The 22,911-nt window shown below is 33.7% G+C and carries 17 protein-coding genes, 3 tRNA genes and 1 other annotated feature; of the genes, 5 read left to right on the forward strand and 15 right to left on the reverse strand.

Going from position 1 to position 22,911, the window contains the following annotated elements:
* Positions 1–236 (forward strand): CatA-like O-acetyltransferase (locus tag AC5LAX_RS07100; protein WP_493263816.1); only part of this gene is annotated, 236 nt, incomplete at its 5' end.
* A 37-nt stretch (positions 237–273) separates the two neighbouring features.
* Here the strand turns inward: AC5LAX_RS07100 and pheT are convergent.
* Both pheT and pheS read right to left on the reverse strand, forming a co-directional pair.
* Positions 274–2,709 carry a phenylalanine--tRNA ligase subunit beta gene (gene pheT, locus AC5LAX_RS07105; protein ID WP_288909569.1) on the reverse strand — a complete coding sequence of 812 codons (2,436 nt, stop codon included), beginning with the start codon at positions 2,707–2,709 and terminating at the stop codon, positions 274–276.
* A 21-nt stretch (positions 2,710–2,730) separates the two neighbouring features.
* Positions 2,731–3,756: a phenylalanine--tRNA ligase subunit alpha gene (gene pheS, locus AC5LAX_RS07110; protein ID WP_018998581.1), complete on the reverse strand. Its 1,026-nt coding sequence runs from the start codon at positions 3,754–3,756 to the stop codon at positions 2,731–2,733.
* A gap of 47 nt (positions 3,757–3,803) precedes the next feature.
* Positions 3,804–4,002 (reverse strand) — a binding site (T-box leader).
* A 325-nt stretch (positions 4,003–4,327) separates the two neighbouring features.
* Here pheS and AC5LAX_RS07115 point away from each other — a divergent pair.
* The 3 genes from AC5LAX_RS07115 to AC5LAX_RS07125 all read left to right on the forward strand — a co-directional run bounded on the left by AC5LAX_RS07115 (position 4,328) and on the right by AC5LAX_RS07125 (position 7,433).
* A complete protein-coding gene (locus AC5LAX_RS07115; RefSeq protein WP_117585056.1) occupies positions 4,328–5,299 on the forward strand; it encodes an L-lactate dehydrogenase in 972 nt (323 codons plus the stop codon).
* A gap of 137 nt (positions 5,300–5,436) precedes the next feature.
* The gene (locus tag AC5LAX_RS07120) at positions 5,437–6,669 is read left to right on the forward strand and encodes an MFS transporter (protein ID WP_288909568.1); all 1,233 of its coding nucleotides are present in this window, start codon (positions 5,437–5,439) and stop codon (positions 6,667–6,669) included.
* A gap of 59 nt (positions 6,670–6,728) precedes the next feature.
* Positions 6,729–7,433 (forward strand): GntR family transcriptional regulator, encoded by a 705-nt coding sequence (locus AC5LAX_RS07125; RefSeq protein WP_008538976.1) that lies wholly within the window; start codon positions 6,729–6,731, stop codon positions 7,431–7,433.
* 35 nt (positions 7,434–7,468) lie between these two features.
* Here the strand turns inward: AC5LAX_RS07125 and AC5LAX_RS07130 are convergent, their stop codons facing one another.
* The 11 genes from AC5LAX_RS07130 to dnaG form a co-directional block, all read right to left on the reverse strand.
* Positions 7,469–8,104 (reverse strand): sugar O-acetyltransferase, encoded by a 636-nt coding sequence (locus tag AC5LAX_RS07130; protein WP_008538975.1) that lies wholly within the window; start codon positions 8,102–8,104, stop codon positions 7,469–7,471.
* Between the two features lie 36 nt (positions 8,105–8,140).
* Positions 8,141–8,791 (reverse strand): thiamine phosphate synthase, encoded by a 651-nt coding sequence (thiE, locus tag AC5LAX_RS07135; RefSeq protein ID WP_288909567.1) that lies wholly within the window; start codon positions 8,789–8,791, stop codon positions 8,141–8,143.
* 36 nt (positions 8,792–8,827) lie between these two features.
* Positions 8,828–9,946, reverse strand: a complete 1,119-nt coding sequence (locus AC5LAX_RS07140; RefSeq protein WP_118035676.1) for a Nif3-like dinuclear metal center hexameric protein — start codon at positions 9,944–9,946, stop codon at positions 8,828–8,830.
* Entirely contained in the window at positions 9,943–10,632 is a 690-nt protein-coding gene (locus AC5LAX_RS07145; RefSeq protein ID WP_239472805.1) for a tRNA (adenine(22)-N(1))-methyltransferase, read from the reverse strand. Before AC5LAX_RS07145 ends, AC5LAX_RS07140 begins: the two co-directional genes overlap by 4 nt.
* 94 nt (positions 10,633–10,726) lie before the next feature.
* Positions 10,727–12,112, reverse strand: a complete 1,386-nt coding sequence (gene nagE, locus AC5LAX_RS07150) for an N-acetylglucosamine-specific PTS transporter subunit IIBC (protein ID WP_018998576.1) — start codon at positions 12,110–12,112, stop codon at positions 10,727–10,729.
* A 136-nt stretch (positions 12,113–12,248) separates the two neighbouring features.
* The gene (locus tag AC5LAX_RS07155; protein ID WP_008538969.1) at positions 12,249–12,653 is read right to left on the reverse strand and encodes a divergent PAP2 family protein; all 405 of its coding nucleotides are present in this window, start codon (positions 12,651–12,653) and stop codon (positions 12,249–12,251) included.
* Positions 12,654–12,907: 254 nt separating this feature from the next.
* A tRNA-Ile gene (locus AC5LAX_RS07160) sits at positions 12,908–12,982 on the reverse strand.
* Between the two features lie 9 nt (positions 12,983–12,991).
* Positions 12,992–13,067, reverse strand: a tRNA-Asn gene (locus tag AC5LAX_RS07165).
* A 22-nt stretch (positions 13,068–13,089) separates the two neighbouring features.
* Positions 13,090–13,165: transfer RNA gene (locus tag AC5LAX_RS07170), tRNA-Asn, on the reverse strand.
* 138 nt (positions 13,166–13,303) lie between these two features.
* The gene (rpoD, locus tag AC5LAX_RS07175; RefSeq protein WP_018998572.1) at positions 13,304–14,443 is read right to left on the reverse strand and encodes an RNA polymerase sigma factor RpoD; all 1,140 of its coding nucleotides are present in this window, start codon (positions 14,441–14,443) and stop codon (positions 13,304–13,306) included.
* A 67-nt stretch (positions 14,444–14,510) separates the two neighbouring features.
* Positions 14,511–16,325, reverse strand: a complete 1,815-nt coding sequence (dnaG, locus tag AC5LAX_RS07180; RefSeq protein ID WP_167624694.1) for a DNA primase — start codon at positions 16,323–16,325, stop codon at positions 14,511–14,513.
* Between the two features lie 266 nt (positions 16,326–16,591).
* Between dnaG and AC5LAX_RS07185 the strand changes: the two genes are divergently transcribed.
* Complete coding sequence (locus AC5LAX_RS07185; RefSeq protein WP_288909566.1) at positions 16,592–17,719, forward strand: acyltransferase; 1,128 nt, start codon at positions 16,592–16,594, stop codon at positions 17,717–17,719.
* Between the two features lie 38 nt (positions 17,720–17,757).
* Here AC5LAX_RS07185 and brnQ read toward each other — a convergent pair whose 3' ends face one another.
* Together brnQ and AC5LAX_RS07195 are read right to left on the reverse strand one after the other, a co-directional pair.
* A complete protein-coding gene (gene brnQ, locus AC5LAX_RS07190; RefSeq protein WP_118204545.1) occupies positions 17,758–19,101 on the reverse strand; it encodes a branched-chain amino acid transport system II carrier protein in 1,344 nt (447 codons plus the stop codon).
* Positions 19,102–19,141: 40 nt separating this feature from the next.
* Complete coding sequence (locus tag AC5LAX_RS07195) at positions 19,142–22,909, reverse strand: PolC-type DNA polymerase III (protein ID WP_270517939.1); 3,768 nt, start codon at positions 22,907–22,909, stop codon at positions 19,142–19,144.
* Positions 22,910–22,911: the final 2 nt, after the last annotated feature.

The raw sequence follows: 22,911 nt of genomic DNA on the forward strand, positions 1-22,911 counted from the left end.
GATATAGTAAGACCTGCTATTTTAGTAGGCAAGTATCGTTTGTATCCAAGAATCCCCTGCATTTAGGCATGGGGAGTATGTCAACTATTTTCACTATAGGAAAGTATTTTGAACAAGGTGAAAAAATATTATTGCCATTAGCTATTCAAGTACATCATGGAGTATGTGATGGTTTTCATTTATCAAGATTTATAAATGATTTGCAAGAATGGTTAGATAAAACAGATGAAATATAAAAAAAGGCACTACAATTGTAGTGCCTTTTTATTTTTATTAGCCACGAAGATTTGCATTGAAATCTTTTTGAAGTTTAACTACGATTTTTTCGATTGCTGGGTCAATTTCAGCATCAGTTAATGTTTTATCATTGGATTGGAAAGTCAAGGAGAATGCTAAGCTTTTTTTGCCTTCTTCAACTTGTTTACCAGTGTAAACATCAAATAAAGTGATTTGAGTGAGGTTTTGACCTGCAGCTTTAGTCATAGCTTTTTCGATATCAGCAGCATTTACATCAATATCTACGAGCATTGCAAGGTCACGGCTAGTTGCTGGATATTTTGGTAATGCTTTATATTTTAAGTCTTTAGCCATGTATTTCATAACAGTAGTAGCGTCAAGTTCAAAGATATATACAGGTTTTGTAATACCATAAGCAGAAAGTACAGCAGGATGAACTTCACCAACTGTTGCGATTACATCGCGACCTTTTTTGAAGAGAGCAGTTTTGCCTGGGTGCATAGCGTAGTGTGTACCAGCTTCAACTGTATAACGAGTTACACGAAGGTTTGCAAATAATTCTTCGATAATGCCTTTAGCATCGTAGAAGTCTACCATATCATTTGTTTGGTTCCAGCCCTGAGCATTGCGACGACCAGTGATAGCACCTGCAATTTTCACAACTTCATCTGGAAGTTCTGTTACAGGAAGTGCTTTAGGGAAGAATACAGAACCTACTTCAAATAAAGCTACATCATCATTTTTACGAGCAAGATTGCGAGCAAGATTATCAAAAATACTGCTGAGCAATGTTGTACGAACGAGAGGATATTCGTCAGAAAGTGGGTTCATGATAGGTACAGCTTTACGAAGTGGGCTATCTTGTGGAATGTTTAATTTATTGAATGTTTCTTCGTTAGTTAAAGCAAAGGAAATTGTTTCATAAAGTCCTTGGCTAGATAAGGAAGATTTTACTTTATCAATAAATGTTTGTTTTGCAGATTGAGTTCCCTGCATAGAAACGCCATTTGGAAGAGTGGATTTAATTTTATCAAAACCATGTAAACGAGCAATTTCTTCGGAAATATCAGCCATGCAAGTTACATCATTTCTCCAAGATGGAACTTTAACAGTGATTTCATCATTTTCATCTTTTGTAACATCAAAACCAACACTTGTAATGATATTAAGCATAACATCTTTAGCGATATTAGTGCCGAGATGATTATTGATTTGTTCTGGTGTGAAAGTAACATAATTAGCTTGTTTTGGATTTGGATATACATCTACAATTCCTTCGCAAACAGTGCAAGCACCCATTTCTTGAAGTAATTGAGCTGCTCTGTCGAGGGCTTTAATAGTAGTTTCGCTATCAACACCACGTTCAAAACGACCAGAAGCTTCAGAAGAAAGACCGCAAGCACGAGCAGTTCTGCGGATACATGGACCATAGAAATCAGCAGATTCTAATACTACAGTAGTAGTAGTGTCTGTGATTTCTGTTTCGAAACCACCCATGATACCAGCAAGACCAGCAGCTTTTTCGCTATCAGCGATAACGAGCATTTCACCTTTTGCTTTGCGAGAAGTATCATCAAGAGTATGAAGTTCTTCACCTTCAATAGCACGACGAGCAATTAATTTTTTGCCTGTGATTTTATCATAATCATAAGCATGCATAGGATGACCAAGTTCAATCATAACGAAGTTTGTAACGTCAACTACATTATTGATGGAACGAATGCCAGCACCTTCAAGACGTTGTTGCATCCATTCAGGAGATGGGCCGATTTTTACATTTTTAAGCATACGTGTAGAGAAACGAGAGCATAAATCAGGGTCTGCGATTTCTACAGAGAAGATATCGTTTAATTTAGTATTATCATCTTCATTAACTTTGATTTCAGGGAAATGTGGTTTGTTGCCAGTGATAGCAGCAATTTCGCGAACAAGACCGAAAACACTGAAGCAGTCTGCACGGTTAGCTGTAAGTTCAAATTCCAATACAACATCATTTAAACCTAATACATCTTTAGCAGGAATACCTACAGGAGTATCACTAGGTAAAATGAAGATACCAGTTTTTTGTTCTTCAGGTAATTTTTCAAGGTCGAGTTTTAATTCTTGAGCGGAGCAAAGCATACCATTAGAAGCTACGCCACGAAGTTTACCTTTGGAGATTTTCATGCCGTTTGGCAAATGAGCACCTACCATAGCTACAGGAACAACTTGTCCTTCTGCTACATTTTGAGCACCTGTTACAATGATGATATTTTCAGCAAGACCAACATTCATAGTGCAGATTTGTAAGTGGTCAGAGTTTTGATGTGGTTCAAGTTTTTCGATGCGACCAGTTACAACTTTTTCTAAACCTTCGCCAGGGTCTACAACATTTTCTACAGGAATACCAGCCATTGTGAGTTTATCAGCAAGCTGCTCTGGAGTTTCAGTAAAATCTATATAATCTTTAAGCCATTTAATAGAAACTTGCATTAAATATAATCCTCCTTAATATTAGAACTGACGTAAGAAACGTACATCATTATCATAGAATAAACGTAAATCATCAATGCCATAAGCGAGCATAGCAATACGTTCAACACCCATACCGAAAGCAAAACCGCTAACTTGTTTAGGGTCATAACCACTCATTTCAAGTACATGAGGATGAACCATACCTGCACCTAAGATTTCAAGCCAGCCAGTGCCTTTACATACACGGCAACCTTTACCTTTACACATAACGCAAGAGATATCTACTTCAGCACTTGGTTCAGTGAATGGGAAGAAGCTTGGACGGAAGCGAACTTTTACATCTTCACCGAAGATTTGTTGTAAGAAAGTAACAAGTGTGCCTTTGAGGTCAGCAAAGCTGATGTTTTTATCAATGCAAAGACCTTCAACTTGAGTAAACATAGGGGAATGTGTAGCATCATAATCATCACGGCGATATACATGACCTGGAGCAATGATGCGAATTGGGCTATTTGGTTCATGAGCTTGCATTGTGCGAGCCTGTACAGGAGAAGTCTGACTTCTAAGTAAGATATCTTCTGTGATATAGAAAGAGTCTTGCATATCACGAGCTGGGTGATCTTTTGGAAGATTTAAAGCTTCAAAGTTGAAATAATCAGATTCAATCTGAGGACCTTCAGCGATAGAATAGCCCATGCTAGTGAAGATATTTTTTATATTGTTTAAGGTAACAGTTAAAGGATGAAGATGTCCTAAGCTTTGACGACGACCAGGAAGCGTAACATCAATTTTTTCTGTAGCTAAACGATTTGCAAGTTCAGCTGCTTTTAATTCTTCTTGTTTAGCTGCGATTGCAGTTTCTAATTCTTTACGAGTTGTATTTACCATTTGACCAACTACAGGACGTTGTTCAGGGCTTAATTTACCCATACCACGTAAAATGCTAGTCAAAGAGCCTTTTTTACCAAGATATTTTACACGCACATCATTTAGTGCATTGAGATTAGAAGCACTATTAATATCATTAATCGCTTCTTGTTGTAAACTTTTGAGTTCTTGTTCCATGATTTCACTCCTACAAAATTTTAACAAAAATAAAAGCTCTCACCCCATGAAGGGGCGAAAGCTTGTTTCGCGGTACCACCCTAATTGATACTTAAAAGCATTAACGCTGCCAGACGCTATGACTACTTATTTTCACCATAGAAGCTCCAAAGTGAACTTCAATTAAATTTTCTTTTATTGTTCTCAGCCTAGACAATATTTTCTGTAAAAGAAATCTTAATTTACTCTCTTTATCATCGCTTAGTTATATTACAATTTTACAGTGAAAAGTATATCATAAAAATTTATTAAAAACAAGATTGAGCAAATATTGAAGATTTTTATAAAAAAATAATTTTAATTTATATTATTTTTATGTATTTTAGAGTCGATTTTGCGAATTATGGCATTTATAAAAAACAAATTAGAGATATAAAATACAATAAAGTATATGAAAACTAGCATTATTGTAAAAATCTCTAAAAAATAGAATGGATTTTGAAACGGAAAAATAATAGCGATAGAATATAGTCAAAGATAAAACGTTAGAAAAATAAGAATATTTATAAATTATAAAAGAGGTGCGGGAATTATGTTTGATGAAGGTAAAATCGTTATTATTGGTGCTAGTAATGTTGGTACAGCAGTGTTGAATAAAATTGTAGATTTCGGTTTAGCATCAGAAGTTGTATTAATTGATATTAACGAGAAAAAATGCATGGGTGAATCTTTGGATACAAGTCATGCTACAGCTTGCATTAGCAGTCATAATATCTATATTCATGAAGGTGATTATGAAGATTGCAAAGATGCTAGTATGATTATTATCACAGCTGGTCCAAGTATAAAACCAGGAGAAACACCTGATAGATTAATTTTAACTAAGACAAATTGTAAAATCATGGATAATGTAATGTCGCAAATCGTTCGTTATACAAAAGACGCAATTATTTTAGTAGTAACTAATCCTTTAGATGTGGCTACTTATTATGTATCTGCTAATTTTGATTATCCAAGAGAAAAGATAATTGGTACAGGCACTTTATTAGAAACTTTCCGTTTACGTAGAATTTTGGCTGATTATTATCATTTAGACCCAAAACTTGTACATGGCTATGTATTAGGTGAACATGGCAATTCTGGTTTTGTGGCATGGAGCACAGTGGACATTGCAAGTTTAGGTTTAGGTAATATGGATGAATTTTTTAATCGTGATTATAAATTAAATAAAGGTATGATTGAACAAAAAATCATGCAAGTCGTATATGATGTAATTAATTTAAAAGGTTGTACAAATACAGGTATTGCTATGGTAGCTTGCCGTTTTATTAAAGCTATAAAATATAATGAATATACAATTTTACCAATGTCATCTATTTTAACTGGTGAATATGGCATTCATGATGTGGCTTTGAGCTTGCCTTGTATGCTTAACAACACAGGAATTATCAAGAAATTTACACCAAAATTAACTGATGAAGAAGTAGGTAAAATGATAGCTTCTGCTAAAAGTGTAAAATTTGCTATGAAAGCTATTGAGAAAAAGACAGAAGCTGTAGCTTAAATATAATTAGATAATTTATAGATATTTATTTTAATAGCGAGGTTTTTATTTAAGTAGAAAATCTCGCTATTTTTATAAGTTTAAATTTTAAAGATAAGGTCGTGTTTTAATTGTTATGATAAGAAAGGAATAGTATTATGAATACTTTGACCAATGTAAAAAAATCACAAGGAATAATGATGTTTATTATCTTGTTATTATCTTATATAGTATTTGCATCAAATTGGGTGGCTGGTTCAAATTTATCCGAAAAGATTGTATATCATTATTTTAATGGTGAACAAGTATCGCCGATAGTTTCAGAAGTTATAAATTATACGATAACGATTGCTCGAATTTTTGCAAACTTAGTTGCAGCGTATATTTTATTGAAATTAAATCCGCGAAAGGCAAGTATTGTAGCATTAGTATTACTTTGTTTTTCTTTTGTTGCTGTATTTGCTACAAATTATTGGCTATATACTATTGCGCGTATGATTATGGCATTAGGCGGTTCTATGATAATGGTATATATGAATACTGTAGTAGCTAGATTTATAGCTAATGATGAAAAAATTATAGCAAGTGCGCTAGTTACAGCTTCGTATAATATTGGTGCAGGTTTAGTGGCTATTATTTTCTTTTTATATAAAGATGTAGTTATCAGTGATTGGCAACATACAATGTATGTATTTAGCTTATTTAGTATTTTGCTTTTAGTTTTATGGACTATGTTGGCAAAGGATTTTTCACCTAATGATGAGAATACACATCATCAAGAGGAATATAAATATAAAGATGCATTGACAGATAAATTTGTATATTGTTTTTCCATGGGTTTTGGCGGTTTTTTATTTTTATATGTAATGTCTTTAGTATCTATACCTGTAAAATTAGTTGCACATGTCAATAATGGTTTTAATGCTGAATTTATGATATTGGCAATTACTATGGGTGGTATAGTGGGGACTTTATTTAGTATTTTAATTGGCAAAGTACCTTTTGAGCGTAAGCCGTTTTTATTAGTTCATGGTATTATGATGATTATTGCTATGGCTTTAGGTTTGTATATGGCGTATATAAATCCAGGATTAGCATACTTTTTATTTGCGATTGGCGGATTTGTGATGTTTTCTCAGTATTCTGTGTATCTGAATTTTCCTCATGAATTGCCAAATATGAACCCACGTAAACTAACTATTATGTTTGGTGTGTTTTGGGCATTGGGCTATACTATTTATACTGTATTGAATTTTATTTGGAGCATTATACTTTCGTATTATGGTTGGGATTTATCCATGGTATTTTATATTGTATGTAGTTGCATATATATAATTTTTGTATTTACATTCCCTGCTTTAAAAGTTCAGACGAAAAGGGCAATTTCTTAAGCTTAGATGAGCTTTATATAGTATAATTAAGGAAATTATGCTTGTGGTGGTGAAAATATATGGATAAATTAGATATTGAAGCATGTAAAAAAGAAAATCCTTTTATCGTATTAGCTGACGTTATTTATAAACATTTAAAAAATGATATTATGCAGGGTTTATTATTGCCAGGTGATAAGATTGTTGAGTCAAAGATTGCACAGCAATTAGATGTGAGTAGAACACCTGTAAATATAGCTCTTAATAGAGCTTTAAAAGATGGTTGGCTTGAGCGACGCAGTAAAAGGTTTTTGACGGTGCGAAAGATAAGTCCACAAGAATGTTTTTATCTATATGAAGCTCGTAAATTTTTGGAAGGACAAGCTGCTTATTTGGCAGCTAAACGCATAACGAAAGCAGAACTTATGGGTTTAAAGGAAATTTTGCTAAACTTTCGCAAGGGCAATGATGAACCAATTGATGATGAATTATTTTGTAAAAATGATGAGCGATTTCATGATTTAATCGTTAAGGCTGCACATAATGATTATATTTCAGAGATGTATAAACGTATAAAACCTGATTTGCAACGATATAGATATCATTATAAACAGTTGATTATTGAACGAAATACAAATGAAAATGTCTATATGTATCATTATTCTATTTATTTAGCACTTAAAAGCAGATTGTCTGTAGTAGCTAAAGATGAGATAGAGTCAGATATTTCTAGTATGCATGGAATGATTTTTGCAGGAAATATCTTGGCTAAATTTAATTTATAAAAAAAGCCTTAGGAAAACCTAAGGCTTTTGTCATTTTATTTAAAATCATTTACTAAAACATCTTTGCGGAAATATTTTTTATCATATTCGCCGATTTCACGAATTACTTTACATGGAGAACCATAAGCTAAGCTATTAGCTGGAATATCTTTAGTTACGATACTACCTGCACCGATTACACAGTTATCACCGATTGTAACACCAGGCATAACCATTACTCCAGCGCCAAGCCATACACGGTTACCGATATGAATTGGCAAGGAGAATTGAGTACCACCAAGGCGATATTCAGGGTCTAGTGGGTGACCTGTTACACAAAGTAATACATTTGGACCACACATAACATCATCGCCGATGAATACTTCACAGTCATCTACAACTTGGAAATTAAAGTTTGCATAGAAATTTTTACCGATATGAGTGTTGCAACCATAAGCAAAATGTGCAGGTGGTTCAAGATAGATACCTTTTCCTACAGAACCTAATAATTCTTTGAGAATTTTAGTTCTTGTTTCCATATCACTAGGACGAGTATTATTGAAATCGAACATCATTTCTTTAGCATTTACACGTTGTTTTTCAATAATTTTTTCGTATTCTTGGTCAACAGGGTCTTTGTGACCATATTCACGATAAAGTAATCCAGATTTCATTTGTTCTTCTAAACGCATAGAATCATCTCCCGCTCGTTAATTTACTATATTAAATTATAATTTATTCTGTAATGTTTTTTCAATAGATTTTATTTTATTTACGATATCATCAGCACTGACAATTTCAGATACAATAGCGAATGTTTTAGCACCATGAGAAGCTACTTCGCAAATATTATGTTCTTTGATACCACCGATAGCTACAAATGGATGTTTAGCATATTTACTAGCATAATCTACATAGGAAAAACCAACAGGTACAGCATCTTTTTTTGTCTGTGTAGCATAGACAGGGCCTACACCGATATAGTCAATAATATCACCAAGTTCATTTGCTTTTTGAAGTTGAGCTTCTTCATGAGTGGAAAGACCTAAGATTTTATCTTCGCCGATTAATTGACGAACTACTCGAGGTGGCAAATCTGTCTGACCGATATGCACGCCATCAGCATTTACAGCCATAGCAAGGTCTACAAAATCATCAATGATAAATATAGCACCAGCTTCTTTAGTCATCTTTACTAATTGCATACATTCTTGATAGCGTTCAAGTGCAGGTTTTTCTTTTTCACGATATTGAATAAATTTAATGCCAGCTTCGAGCATTTTGCCTACAACTTCAATATTATTGCGACCGTTAGACATTGCTTCAGCAGTTATAGTATAGATGGGATTGTTGATAAAATGTTCCATTCCTTTACGCATGGAAAGACCTCTTTTCTAAATATAGAATTTTATTTTTTATTTTATAGTAGTGAAAACATCTGTTGCGTCATTATCAGCAGTGATTGTTATTTGCCATTTTTGTTTAATATTTTCTTCTTGCAAATATTGAGCCAAAGTTTCAACTATAGGTAATTCTGTGCCAAAATGACCTGCATCAATGATATTTATACCTAATTCTTGAGCATGTTGTGCTTCGTGATATTTAACATCACCAGTTATATAAGTGTCAGCACCTTGCATAGCAGCTTTATCTAAAAATTCAACACCAGCACCAGAGCAAAGGGCTACTTTTTTTACTAATTTGTCATTTCCTTTTACATAGCGGAAAGTATCACCAGGAAGACTTTGTTTTATGCGTTGAGCAAATTCATCAAGTGTAATAGGATTAGCGAGTTTACCAATGCGTCCAAGTCCATTTTCGTGATAAACATTTTCTGTAGGAATGATATCCCAAGCAGGAACTTCATAAGGGTGAGCTTTTAACATAGCTTTAATCACACGATTTTTTATTTTGCTAGGTAAAATGGTTTCTATGCGAACTTCTTGCACATTGGATAATTTATTTTGTTGACCGATAAAAGGATTGGAATTTTCAAGAGGTTTGAAATATCCTGTGCCATTATAAGTGAAGGAGCAATCACTATAATTATCGATAGCACCTGCTCCCGCTTTAGCTAAAGCTTCACGAACAGCATCAGCATAATCGCTAGGAACATTGACTCCTAATTTTAAAATTTCTTCACGGTAAGAAATAGTAAGTGGTTTTACTTCTGTGAGTTGAAGTTTTTGAGCTAAAACATCATTTACACCACCATAGGTAGTATCTAAATTTGTATGAGCAGCAAAGATAGCGATATTGTTACTGAGAATTTTTTGAAGCATTCTGCCAAGAGGTTTATCAGTAGCAATTTTTTTTATACCTTTGAATAAAAATGGGTGGTGAGAAATTATCATATTATAATTTTCACAGATAGCTTTATCAATTACTTTTTCTGTAACATCTAAGCAAGTCAAAATTTTAGTGATTTCTTGAGCAGGATTACCTATCAAAAGACCTACATTATCCCAATTTTCAGCGAGGTAACGTGGGGCAAGTCTATCCATAGCTTCAACTACAACTTGACATTTAATCATAATAATTCCTCCAAAGCTTTTACATAAGTTTGTAATTGATGATAATGTGCAGTATTTTTAGCAGTCTCAGATTTTGCCATGCCGTTTAAACTGCGATTGGCTTTGGCGATAAATTCAGCAATCATTTCTTTAAATAAAGTAGGTCTAGTGCGATTTAATACAGGCCCTATTTCAAGCTCAAGTTCAGTAGGTAAAGCTTGTTTTCCAGGTTTAGCATAAATTATTTGATAAATGCGACCATCTTCTTTTGCTATAGCTTCATTTTCGATATGCCAATCTATGCTGTAAAGATATTTTCTAAGAGCAGTAAATCCTTGTTGTGGTTGTAAAATTAAACCTTTTAAAGAATTTACAATTTCAGGGCAATCTTGTAATAATTGAACCATTAGATTTCCGCCCATACCACAAAATATAGCAATATCTACTTCGTTAGGTTGAAGAATTTCTAAACCACTACCTAAACGAATATCGATTTTATTCATCAATGAAGCATTGCGTACAGAACGTTTGGCTGCTAAATAAGGGCCTTCGTTTACATCACCAGCGATTGCTTTACAACATCTTCCAGTTTTTACTAATTCTATAGGTAAATAACCATGGTCAGTGCCAATATCAGCAATGATACTACCATGAGGTACGAACTTTGTTACTGTTTGTAATCTAGCACCTAAAGACAAAAAAATCATCTCCTTAAAATAAATTGATTAAATATATGATATCATGATAATAGATACAAAAAAAGCTGGTTCTATATTGAACCAGCTTTTTATTAATATTTAATTATTTTTTAGCGATTTTTTTCATATCGTCAGCAACAGCTTCAGCTTTTGTACCAACAATTACTTGAACGCTATTTCCTTTTTTGATAACACCAGCAGCACCTAGAGCTTTAAGACCAGCTTCATCGATTTTATCAATATCTTTAACATTTAAACGTAAACGAGTGATGCAAGAGCTGATAGTAGTTAAGTTATCAGCACCACCTAATTTATCGATAAAGGATTGAGCTAATTCATCTGGGTTAGCATTTTCAATAGCTTCGTTGTCAGATTCATTTTCAAAACGACCAGGAGTTGGAAGGTCGAAGTGAACGATTGCCCATCTGAAAACGATGAAGTAAATGATACCAAATACTAAACCGATTGGAATGATTAAGATAGGTTTAGTTGCAAGACCATAGTTTAATACATAGTCGATAAGACCAGCAGAGAAACCAAAGCCATGTAAAATACCAAACATATTAGCAACTGCAAGAGCAATACCTGTCATAACAGCATGGAATGCATAAAGAACAGGAGCTAAGAACATGAAAGTGAATTCTACAGGTTCAGTGATACCAGTTAAGAAAGCTGTGAAAGCGATGGAGAACATCATACCAGCAACTTTTGATTTATTTTCTGGTTTTGCAGCACTGTACATTGCAAGTGCGATAGCAGGAACACCGAACATAAAGATAAAGTAGAAACCAGCCATGAATACACCAGCAGTTGGGTCACCAGCGAAGAAACGATTTAAATCGCCTGTTGCAGTAACGCCTGTTTCTGGATTAGTGTAAGAACCAAATACGAACCAAACAAGGGAGTTGAGAATGTGATGAAGACCAACAGGAATAAGTAAACGGTTTAATACACCATAGACAAAGGCACCAGCAGCACCAGCACCAACAATCCATTCACCGATGCTATGAATAAAGTTTTGAATAGGACCCCAAATAATACCAAAAATAAGAGCTAAAACAACGAATGTTGCAGCAGTAACGATCGGAACGAAACGTCTGCCTGAAAAGAAACCTAAGAATTCTGGTAATTTAATATTGTAGAATTTATTGTAAAGTATACCAGAAATAATACCAACAATAACCCCAGCGAGAACACCCATATTTAAATCTTTATCGATAGCTTTGAGTGCTTCTGTTAATACTAAATAGCCAATAACCCCAGCAAGACCTGCCGCACCATTGTTATCTTTAGCTAAGCCAACAGCGATACCAACGGCAAAAATAAGTGCTAAGTTATTGAAAACAGCACCACCTGCTTGAGTAATAAATGGAATGTCGAAGACATCAGGTGCTCCTAAACGAAGTAAAAGAGCGGCAGCAGGAAGAACGGCAACAGGAAGCATTAACGCTTTACCTACAGCTTGAAGTTTGGAAAACCAACTGGACATAATAGTATCTCCTCCTATAAAATTTTAGCATAAAAGTTCGAATTTTCTCAATAAAAAGAAATTTATAGTATATAAAAACAAACTTTTACTTGCCCATAATATACTATAAATTTTATTTCACGTCAATATTACAACTTCAGAAAAAATTATAGAGAATGTATCCTGTAAGGATACCAATAATAGCGCCACTGATGACTTGGAAATAAGTATGACCTTCTTTTTCATGGAGGTCTGCCTTCCCTGTTAAGTGATTTAAAATAGAGGCATGTTTACCAATAGAGCGACGTAGATGAGTTGCATCAATCATAATGATAAAAGCAATAGTTACAGCTAAGATGAATAATGGAGAATTAAAATTATCATAAAAGCCGATATAAGTTGTAGTGGTAATTATAGTAGCCGTATGTACACTAGGAAAACCACCGTTACTGAAAGATAATTTCAAATCCAAAGTAGAATAGTAAATGTAATTAGTTATAAATTTTATGATAACTGCTACAAGCCAACCAATAAAAGGAACAAAAATCATACAAGACTGCATAAAATCACCTGGGTTTCTAAAAATAATTTAAGATAATTAAATTATAGCAAAGATTTAATTTAAACAAAATCATATTTATGTAAAATCAAAGATTAGGTATAAATATTAATTTTAAAATAGTTTAAGTAAATAAAAAAAGATAGATAAAAACGAAAAAATTTTCACCTATCTTTTGTTTACATTATTGAATTTTTAGTAAAAAAGGCAACAAAAAAACTTCCATATTTCTATGGAAGCTTATCATCTTTATTAAGTGGTGGGCCCACCTGGATTCGAACCAGGGACCAACCGGTTATGAGCCGGGGGCTCTACCGCTGAGCTATAGGCCCAAATAAAAATGGCTCCTTGAGTAGGACTCGAACCTACGACCGATCGGTTAACAGCCGATTGCTCTACCAACTGAGCTATCAAGGAATCTTACAATCTTGTTAGAAAATGGCTCCTCGAGTAGGACTCGAACCTACGACCGATCGGTTAACAGCCGATTGCTCTACCAACTGAGCTATCGAGGAATGTCTCATCACCAACGGAAATTATTATAATACATTATTAACTATATTGTCAACACTTTTTTTATATTTTTTTATAAACTTTTTTAAAAAATTTATAAAGCCTATTTATATAAGCAATAAATAGGCTTTAAACAAAGCTTATTCTAAGAAATCTTTTAATTTTTTACTACGGCTAGGATGACGAAGTTTGCGAAGTGCTTTTGCTTCAATTTGGCGAATACGTTCACGTGTTACACCAAAATTTTGACCTACTTCTTCTAAAGTACGAGCACGACCATCATCTAAACCAAAGCGAAGGCGAAGAACTTTTTCTTCACGTTCAGTTAAAGTATCAAGAACATCTTCTAATTGTTCTTTTAAAAGTACAAAAGATGCTGCTTCAGCAGGAGCTGGTGCATCATGGTCTTCGATGAAATCTCCAAGATGAGAATCTTCTTCTTCACCGATAGGTGTTTCCAAAGATACTGGTTCTTGAGCTATTTTCATGATTTCACGTACACGATCTACACTTACGTCCATTTCTTTTGCTATTTCTTCAGGGCTTGGTTCACGTCCTAAGGATTGGAGAAGTTGACGAGATACGCGAATTAATTTATTGATGGTTTCAACCATGTGGACAGGAATACGAATAGTACGAGCTTGGTCGGCAATAGCACGAGTAATGGCTTGACGAATCCACCATGTAGCATAAGTACTAAATTTGTAGCCTTTGTTGTAATCGAATTTTTCAACAGCTTTTATTAAGCCTAAGTTACCTTCTTGGATTAAGTCCAAAAAGAGCATGCCACGACCAACATAACGTTTAGCAATACTTACAACAAGACGTAAGTTTGCTTCTGCTAGGCGTTTTTGAGCTTCAAGATCTCCATCTTCCATGCGTTTTGCTAATTTTATTTCTTCATCAGCAGATAATAATGGAACACGACCAATTTCTTTAAGATACATTCTAACAGGGTCATCGATATTTATACCTTCAGGTATGCTAAGGTCAATATCAATATCATCTTCATCATCTTTGAGATTAGAATCATCATCTGGTCCTATATCATTACCATTATCAATGATGTCAATGCCACGTTTGGTGAATGTATCGTATAATTCGTCTATTTCATCTGGTGACATGTCAACTGATTGAAGGGATTCCATAATTTCATTGTAAGTTAAAACGCCAGTTTTTTTACCTTTATCTAATAACTTACTGATTGCGTCTAAGCTGGCAGCAGCTGCTGCTGCATTAGTATCTTTAACGGCTTTTACATTTTTTTTGGATTGAGCCATTATTACATGCCTCCTCTTAATTTATTATTATAGGTATAGGGCTTATGTCTCCAGATTTATAGGAGCTCTACGAGGATAAATTATCCATTTCCATTCGTATTTGTTGACTAATTTTTAATTCTTCTAAAAATCTACTGTCGCCATTTCGTTGTAATTCATCTGCTAAAAGGCGATGTTTTTCATAATTACTATTTAGATAATAACGACGTAAAAGTTTTAGACAATCTTCAGTGAGTTGAATGTCATCATCAGTTGTAGATTCTTCAACTAAACAATGTGAAAGTTCACTATAAGCGGTATCACTTAGTTTCTCAGCAGCATCAATATCTGTAAAAGGCTGATTATTAGCAAGTGTATTTGCTAAATATTTTAGAATTTCTCCATGAATTTTATTAGGAAATTCTTCAGCTGGTATAAGATTTAGAACATAATCTAAAATACTAGCTTCATGCCAAATTTTTTTGATGATACATCTTCCTGCCATGGTCAAAGCATCTTTTTTTTCAGAGAATGCTTTGCGTGAATTTATTCCAGGAAGATTATCTGTAGAGACATCATATGCATTAAAATTTCTTTGCGAATTTTGTCGTTGCAAATCACTGCGAATAACGCCTTCATCTATACCCAAAACATTTGATATACGAATAATATATTCATTGCGTTCGACAGTGTTTGTAATATTAGCTAAAAGTGGCATTAATTGGTTTACTGCTAAAAGCTTTCCTTCTAAAGTATTGCGGTCTGTTGATTTTAATACATATTGCAATTGATATTCCATTAGCGGAAGAGCTTTATCAATTAATGCATAAAATTCTTTGCTACCATGATGGCGTAAAAATTCATCTGGGTCTTTGCCATCAGGAATGGTGATTACTTTAACATTGGCACCATTACTGCTAGCGATAGCTAAAGCTCGCATAGTAGCAGCTTGCCCAGCATTGTCACTATCATAGCAAAAATATATATTTGGTGAATAGCGAAGAATTTTTCTACATTGTTGAGCAGTAAATGCAGTACCCAATGACGCTACAGCATTAGTAATATTATGACTATGTAATGCGATAGCATCCATATAACCTTCAACAACAATACTGAAGTTATTTTCTTTTATTGATTTTTGTGCATGATCTAAACCAAATAGCAAATGTCTTTTATTGAAAATAAGTGTTTCTGGTGAATTTAAATATTTGGGAGAATCATTTGGATTGATAATTCTGCCACCAAAGCCACAGATTTGACCATGTTCATTCATGATAGGAATGATTATGCGATTGCGAAAACGGTCATAGACTTTACCAGAATCTTTTATAGTGATTAGACCTGCTTTAGCAAGTAACTCTTTAGTAATGCCTCGTTTAGTAAAAGAGGTAAATAGTTTATCCCAAAGGTTAGGAGCAAAGCCAAGTTTAAATTTCGTAATTATATCTGAATTTATTTGGCGAGAAGAAAAGTATGCTCTACCAGCTTCTCCAAGAGAGGTACGAGTTAAACAATTATGAAAAAAAGAACCCGCCAGTTCATGTATTTTAAACAATGAATCTTTTTGTTGTTCTTGTTTGAGTTCGTCAGCACTTTTTTTCGTAGTCGGTATAGGAATATTCAATCTTTGGGCTTGTAGTTTTATGGCTTCATAATAAGAAATATTCTCTATAAGAGATATAAATTTAAATAGATTACCACCAGCATGACAACCAAAGCAATAAAAAAATCCCTGTTGGGGAACTACGGAAAATGAAGGTGTTTTTTCATTGTGAAAGGGGCAACAACCCCAATAGCGATTACCTCGTTTTTTGAGATGAACGTAACTTGAGATGACAGATAAGATATCTGAAGAAGAACGCACTTGTTCAACAAAATCATCGTGCAAGTTTTGTGTACGCATATAAACTCACCTTTCAATAAAACTATTTAATTATAGATGATTTTTGCCATAACGTAAATACATTCTACACATAATTATAAAAATCCTGCTTTATTTTTTTATTTTATTTAAAATTTTTTCGTATTTACATTTTAGGGACTTTATCTATACTATTCAATACGTATGGTTAAATATCCTGCTTTATTAGTGTATTATGTAGTAGTTATTGTATTTTGAAGATGGATTTGCTATGATGAATAAAAATAAATAATAAAAGAGGTATTCATGTGAGTATAAAAAAAGAGAGAGTGCCAGCTATTGAATATATGCGTGGAATATCCATGCTAGGCGTAGTTGGTATACATGTGGGTTCACAATACTTGATGAATAATCCCACTCCTAATTTACAATTATTGGCTTTGTATGAAATTGTAACGAGATTTTCAGTACCGATTTTTTTCTTTATCTCTGCTTTTGGCTTATTTTATAATTTAGATTTACAGGAAAAATTTAATTATAAAAATTTTATGAAGCGAAGATTTAAAACAGTGTTAATCCCTTATCTTATATGGTCTATTTTTTATATTTTGCATTATACAATAACAAATCAAACGTTGTATTTACTTCATCCATTGAATTTGATTGGCATTTTATTTTTTGGTTTAGCATGTTATCAATTATATTTTATGATATTATTGGTTTGGTTTTATGCTTTAATGCCACTGTGGATTTTTATTGTAAAAAGATTAAATATTGTATTATTAGTAGTTTTATTCGTTTTTCAAATGGCAGTAGATTATTATTCAAGCTTTTTGATGAACCCATATGGCATTCAAAATGAAATAGTTAAAGCTATTTTTATGTATCGTTTAAATTATTGGGTAATACATTATGTATTTATCTTTTTATTAGGTGGATATGTATCTGTACATTATGATGAATTTAAAATCTTCATGAGAGATAATTTGAATAAATTAAGAGCTTTTGGTTTTATAAGCTTGATTGGGTTATTAGCATATTATTATTATTGTATTTATTACAATGGTTATTCTCCAGAAGGCGCAATAAATACTGCTCATCAATTATCTCCAGCTGGTCTTGTTTATACTTTAGGTGCTAGCTTATATTTATTTGCAGAATTTCAATATGGATTTTTAGCTAAGATAGGAACAAGTTTATTTTCTTTATTAGGTAGACATTCATATTTTGTATATTTAGCCCATCCTGTGGCAATCACTTATTTAGCTTTATTTATGGCAAAATTTAATATAGTTATGACAGCTGTTAATTCTATGATTTTTTATGTATTAGTAGTATTGTTTACTTTAATTGTAGCTATAATATTTAGAAAGCTTGGCAATACGAAATATCCAAAATTAAATGAATTGACAATAGGCGTTTATCCTAAAAAATAAGAAAAGCGGTAACACAAATAAGTGTTACCGCATTTTTTTTAATCTTTTTTGATAAGAGAAATAATAACGCCAATGATAAGACCGATAATGGAAGGAACAATCCAGCCCATACCCATATCAAAAAATGGCAAAGTATTTTTATATACTTCAATAATAGCGCTGATAGTAGCTGTGTTATTTAGTCCAAAAGGTAGAGCATTTAACATATCACCGATAGCTGCAAATAAAGTGAAAAGTGTAGTTACAGAATATACATAACGGTGATAGCCAAAAATTGCACTGATAAATGCTAAGATGATAAGTGTTATAGCTAATGGATATAATAACATGAGAATTGGAATAGCTAAGAAAATGATACTAGTTAAACCAACATTAGCGATTAAGAAAGAAACAATAGTGAAGATAAAAGCATATGTTCTGTAGCTAAAAGAGTTAGGATATAATTCACTAAATGTAGTGGAACAAGCAGTGATAAGACCGATGGAAGTTTTTAGGCAAGCTATAGTAACGGTAAGAGCTAACAGAATATGACCAAATGAACCAAAATAATAAGTGGAAATTTGAGCAAGAGCAATACCACCATTAGCAGATAAAGCAAATTGTCCTAGACTGCAAGCACCAATATAAGCTAAGAAACTGTAGATAATGCCCATGAGAATTAAAACAACGATACCTGCTTTTAATGTACCATAAGCTACATCTTTTGGATTTTTTAATCCTAGATTGTGCAATGTATGAATAACGATGATACCAAAAGCAAGAGAAGCTAAAGCGTCCATAGTGTTGTAGCCTTCAGTGAAACCTTTAAAGAAAGCTTCTTGTTGATATGCTTCCTGTACAGGCATAGCATCAGGTGAACCCATTGGATTGATTAAAGCAGTTACCATTAAAATTGCAATAAATACTAAAAAGAGTGGATTTAAAATCTTACCAATCCATGTGAGAATTTTACCTGGTTTTAAAGCAAATGCTAATGCTAAAACAAAGAAAATAAGTGAAAAGATTGCTAAATAAATTGTTTGCATGGAAGCATCAACATGGCTAGATAAACCTATTTCATAAGAAACTGCTGCTGTACGTGGAATTGCAAAAGCAGGCCCAATTGTGAGATATAAAAGTACAGTAACAAAATGAGCATAAGGTTTATTAATGCGACTAGCTAAATCAAAAAGACCTTCACTACGAGAAATACCCATAGCGACAATACCTAAAAATGGAAGACCGATAGCAGTGAGCATAAAGCCGATATTAGCTAGAAAAATATTACTGCCGGCTTCTTGTCCTAGATGTACAGGAAATATTAAATTTCCTGCACCAAAGAACATACCAAATAGCATAGATCCAACTAAAATATTTTGGGAAAGTGAAAGTGTTCGTTTCATGATAAATCCTTTCTGATGAGTTTTTATTTAATTTTTGATTTTAACTGAATAAGGAAATTTGGTCACTTTCTTGTAGACCATCTAAGCAACCATGTTCACGCAAGCGTTCAACAATTGGTGTAGATAAACTAGCACGTTTTTTGAGGTCATCAATAGAAGTGAATTCGCCTTCAAGGCGAGCTTGAACGATATTATTTGCAGCCATAGTACTGATACCAGTAAGGGCAGTAAATGGCGGTAATAGAGATTTTTCATGTAAGATGAATTTATCAGCATTTGATTTATAAAGGTCTACTTTTTCTACAGAAAAACCACGAAGATACATTTCCCAAGCAAGTTCTAAAACGACTTGGAAGCCTTTATCTTTTACAGATAGTTTTTTCTGTTTTTCAAGTTCAATAATTTCGTCTAGTTTATCGCGAACAGCTAATTTACCTTTAGAAATAATATCTGCATCAAATTCAGCAGCACGAATGGAGAAATAAGCAGCATAAAAGGCAAGAGGATAGTGAACTTTGCAAAAGGCTATGCGATATGCCATCATAACATAAGCTGTGGCATGAGCACGTGGGAAGAGATATTTTATTTTTAGACAAGAGTCAATATACCATTGAGGTATACCGCCATCTTTCATGACTTTAATATCATCTTCGCTAAGCCCTTTTCCTTTACGCACTTTTTCCATAGTTTTAAAGGAAAATAATGGGTCAATACCACTGTGAATTAAATGCATCATGATGTCATCACGACAAGAAATCGCATCGGAAACAGTGCAAGTTCCTGAAGTGATTAAATCTTGAGCATTTTCAAGCCACACATTAGTACCATGAGAAAATCCACTGATGCGCACTAAATCACTGAATTTTTTAGGTTTAGTGTCATCAAGCATTTGACGTGTAAATGGTGTTCTAAATTCGGGAATACCAAATGTGCCAGATGTAGCACCGAGTTCTTCTGGTGTTACACCGAGTGCTTCTGTAGAAGAGAATATACTCATAGTAGCTGGGTCATCAAAAGGAATAGTTCTAGGGTCGCGATGAGTTATATTTTCGAGCATTTTTATTACTGTAGGATCATCGTGCCCGAGTATATCTAATTTTACTAGACGGCTACTGATAGAGTGGTAATCAAAATGTGTAGTTATCGTATTTGTCGTAGTATCGTCAGCAGGTCTTTGAATTGGTGTGAAATGATGTACGTCCATATTACGAGGGATAACCATGATACCGCCAGGGTGTTGCCCTGTGGTGCGTTTTACACCAGTGCAACCATTTACAAGACTGTTGATATAAGCATCGCGCTTTTTAATGCCTTTTTCGTCAAAGAATTTTTTTACATAACCATAAGCAGTTTTATCAGCTACAGTGGCGATAGTTCCTGCACGGAAAACATTATCTTTGCCGAATAATTCTTCAGTGTATTTATGAGCTACTGGTTGATAATCACCGGAGAAATTCAAGTCGATATCAGGAACTTTATCGCCGTCAAATCCCATGAATACAGCAAATGGTATATCATGACCATCTTTAATCATTTTAGTTCCGCAATGAGGGCAATCTTTATCTGGCATATCAAAACCACAACCATAAGTACCATCTTCAATAAATTCGCTGTGGCGACAATGAGGACAGCGCCAATGTGGTGGTAGTGGATTTACTTCTGTTATATTTGTCATAGTAGCGACAAAAGAAGAACCAACTGAACCCCTAGAGCCAACAAGATAGCCATCATCAAGTGATTTTTTTACGAGTTTATGAGCGATTAAATAAAGCACGGCAAAACCATGACCAATGATGGAATTTAATTCTAATTCTAAGCGGTCTTGTACTACTTTAGGCAGATTTTCACCGTATAATTCACGAGCTTTGGCATATGACATATCGTGAATTTCTTGGTCAGCTCCTGGTATCATAGGTGAATATAATTCATCAGGAATAGGCTTGAAGACTTCTACCATATCTGCTATTTTGCGTGGGTTGGTAACGACTGCTTCATAGGCTAATTCTTCGCCTAAATAACTAAATTCTTTGAGCATTTCATCAGTTGTGCGAAGATATAATGGCGGTTGTTTTTCCGCATCTTCAAAACCTTTGCCTTTCATTAAAATAGCACGATAAATACTATCTTTGGCATTTAAGAAATGAACATCACAAGTCGCTATGAGCATTTTATTTAATTTTTTGGCAAGCTCAGCAACTTTTAAATTGATTTTTATTAAGTCTTCATCAGTTTGTACATCAGGGAAATTTTCGTTGCGGATTAAAAAGGCATTATTGCCGATTGGTTGAATTTCAAGATAATCATAAAAACTAGCTATTTCTAATAATTTTTCATCGCTTTCATTATTTACAATAGCTCTGATTAATTCACCTGCTTCACAAGCCGAACCGATGATTACGCCTTCACGCAATTCAGAGATGATTTTTTTCGGTAATCTAGGTCTTGCTTTGTAGAGATATTTCAAATGAGATAAGGAGACCATTCGATAAATATTTCTAAGACCGATAGAATTTTTGGCTAACATGATAATGTGATTAGCTCTGCGCTGTTGATAATCATCGCCTGTCAGATATCCTTCAATACCATAAATTACTTTTATTTTATTATCTTTGGCAGCTTTCATCGCTTCTGGGAAGGCTTGGACTACACCATGGTCAGTGATAGCGATAGCAGGCCAGCCCCAACGAGCGGCAGTAGATATCAATTCTTTTGCAGATACAACAGCGTCCATATTGCTCATATGTGTATGTGCATGTAGTTCTACGCGTTTTTCGATAGCTCTATCTTCTCTTTTTGGTAATTCAGACAAACAGATATTAAGTGGCATCATTACATAATCATTGAGATAAGAGTCAAAACGGATAGAGCCTTTTATTTTGACAATATCAGCTTTTTTTAGAGCAGACATTACTTCTTCAAAGTCATCTTTATTTTTTAAGAATACTTTACAAGAAATACCGTCAGATTCATCTGCTAGGTCAAAAGTTAAAAGATTAGTTCCTGTATTGAATTCACGATTATTGATATTGAAAATACGACCGCGTAAAACGATATTTTTCATTTCGCCATCAATGCTAGTGATTTCAATATGTTCTTCAGGAATGTTATCAATCATTAATTTGCGTTCACTTTTGCGACGGAATTTTGGTGCAGGATTATCTGCATTATTAGCAGGTGGTGGCGGTGTATTATTTTTGCTGACTGTATGGTTTTGTGTTTTAGCTTGTTGTTGAAGTTGACGAAGATAAGATTCAGGGTCAAAATCAGCTAAAGTATTATTTATTGCAGGTTGTTGTTGACTATCAATGCGACAGATAACATGACAAGGGCAATGTACCATAGCTTGAACAGCTTGAGATATAGTTTCTTCAATATTATGAGAGCGTAAAATATCTTCAATATGGTCGCCTTTAAAATCTATCATGATTTTATTGCCATCAACGCTATGACTAGCTTGGTTTAAAATAGAAAATAAAGTAGGGTTACCATTAGCTGCATTTTGAACAATGATAGACCAATGGCGGGCTACTTCTTGTGGCAAGTCCACAATATCTTGATAAAAAATTACAGTGGGAATATTGCATTTTTGCGAGATATATGATGAAGCTTTAGCTAATAATTCATCAGGTATACCATTGTAAGTTTGCATGAGGATTTCCCATGAATTGTTATTTACATCAATTTCTACATGTTTAATAGTAGCTTCTTGCATGATTTTTTGTTCTTGAGCTGTTCCGGGCATAGAAGCAAGAAGCTGACGAAATTTATCGCCACCATTTTGAGGTAAAATAAGATATTTTTTTGTCATAA

The organism is Megamonas sp. (assembly GCF_986095205.1).

Bases quoted from the DNA above. Each gene is read 5' to 3' on its own strand.
- pheS (WP_018998581.1), bottom strand. From the start codon at position 3,756: ATGGAACAAGAACTCAAAAGTTTACAACAAGAAGCGATTAATGATATT.
- AC5LAX_RS07115 (WP_117585056.1), top strand. From the start codon at position 4,328: ATGTTTGATGAAGGTAAAATCGTTATTATTGGTGCTAGTAATGTTGGT.
- AC5LAX_RS07125 (WP_008538976.1), top strand. From the start codon at position 6,729: ATGGATAAATTAGATATTGAAGCATGTAAAAAAGAAAATCCTTTTATC.
- AC5LAX_RS07195 (WP_270517939.1), bottom strand. From the start codon at position 22,909: ATGACAAAAAAATATCTTATTTTACCTCAAAATGGTGGCGATAAATTT.
- AC5LAX_RS07155 (WP_008538969.1), bottom strand. From the start codon at position 12,653: ATGCAGTCTTGTATGATTTTTGTTCCTTTTATTGGTTGGCTTGTAGCA.
- AC5LAX_RS07145 (WP_239472805.1), bottom strand. From the start codon at position 10,632: ATGATTTTTTTGTCTTTAGGTGCTAGATTACAAACAGTAACAAAGTTC.
- brnQ (WP_118204545.1), bottom strand. From the start codon at position 19,101: ATGAAACGAACACTTTCACTTTCCCAAAATATTTTAGTTGGATCTATG.
- AC5LAX_RS07140 (WP_118035676.1), bottom strand. From the start codon at position 9,946: ATGATTAAATGTCAAGTTGTAGTTGAAGCTATGGATAGACTTGCCCCA.
- AC5LAX_RS07120 (WP_288909568.1), top strand. From the start codon at position 5,437: ATGAATACTTTGACCAATGTAAAAAAATCACAAGGAATAATGATGTTT.
- rpoD (WP_018998572.1), bottom strand. From the start codon at position 14,443: ATGGCTCAATCCAAAAAAAATGTAAAAGCCGTTAAAGATACTAATGCA.
- AC5LAX_RS07130 (WP_008538975.1), bottom strand. From the start codon at position 8,104: ATGCGTTTAGAAGAACAAATGAAATCTGGATTACTTTATCGTGAATAT.
- dnaG (WP_167624694.1), bottom strand. From the start codon at position 16,325: ATGCGTACACAAAACTTGCACGATGATTTTGTTGAACAAGTGCGTTCT.
- thiE (WP_288909567.1), bottom strand. From the start codon at position 8,791: ATGCGTAAAGGAATGGAACATTTTATCAACAATCCCATCTATACTATA.
- pheT (WP_288909569.1), bottom strand. From the start codon at position 2,709: ATGCAAGTTTCTATTAAATGGCTTAAAGATTATATAGATTTTACTGAA.
- nagE (WP_018998576.1), bottom strand. From the start codon at position 12,112: ATGTCCAGTTGGTTTTCCAAACTTCAAGCTGTAGGTAAAGCGTTAATG.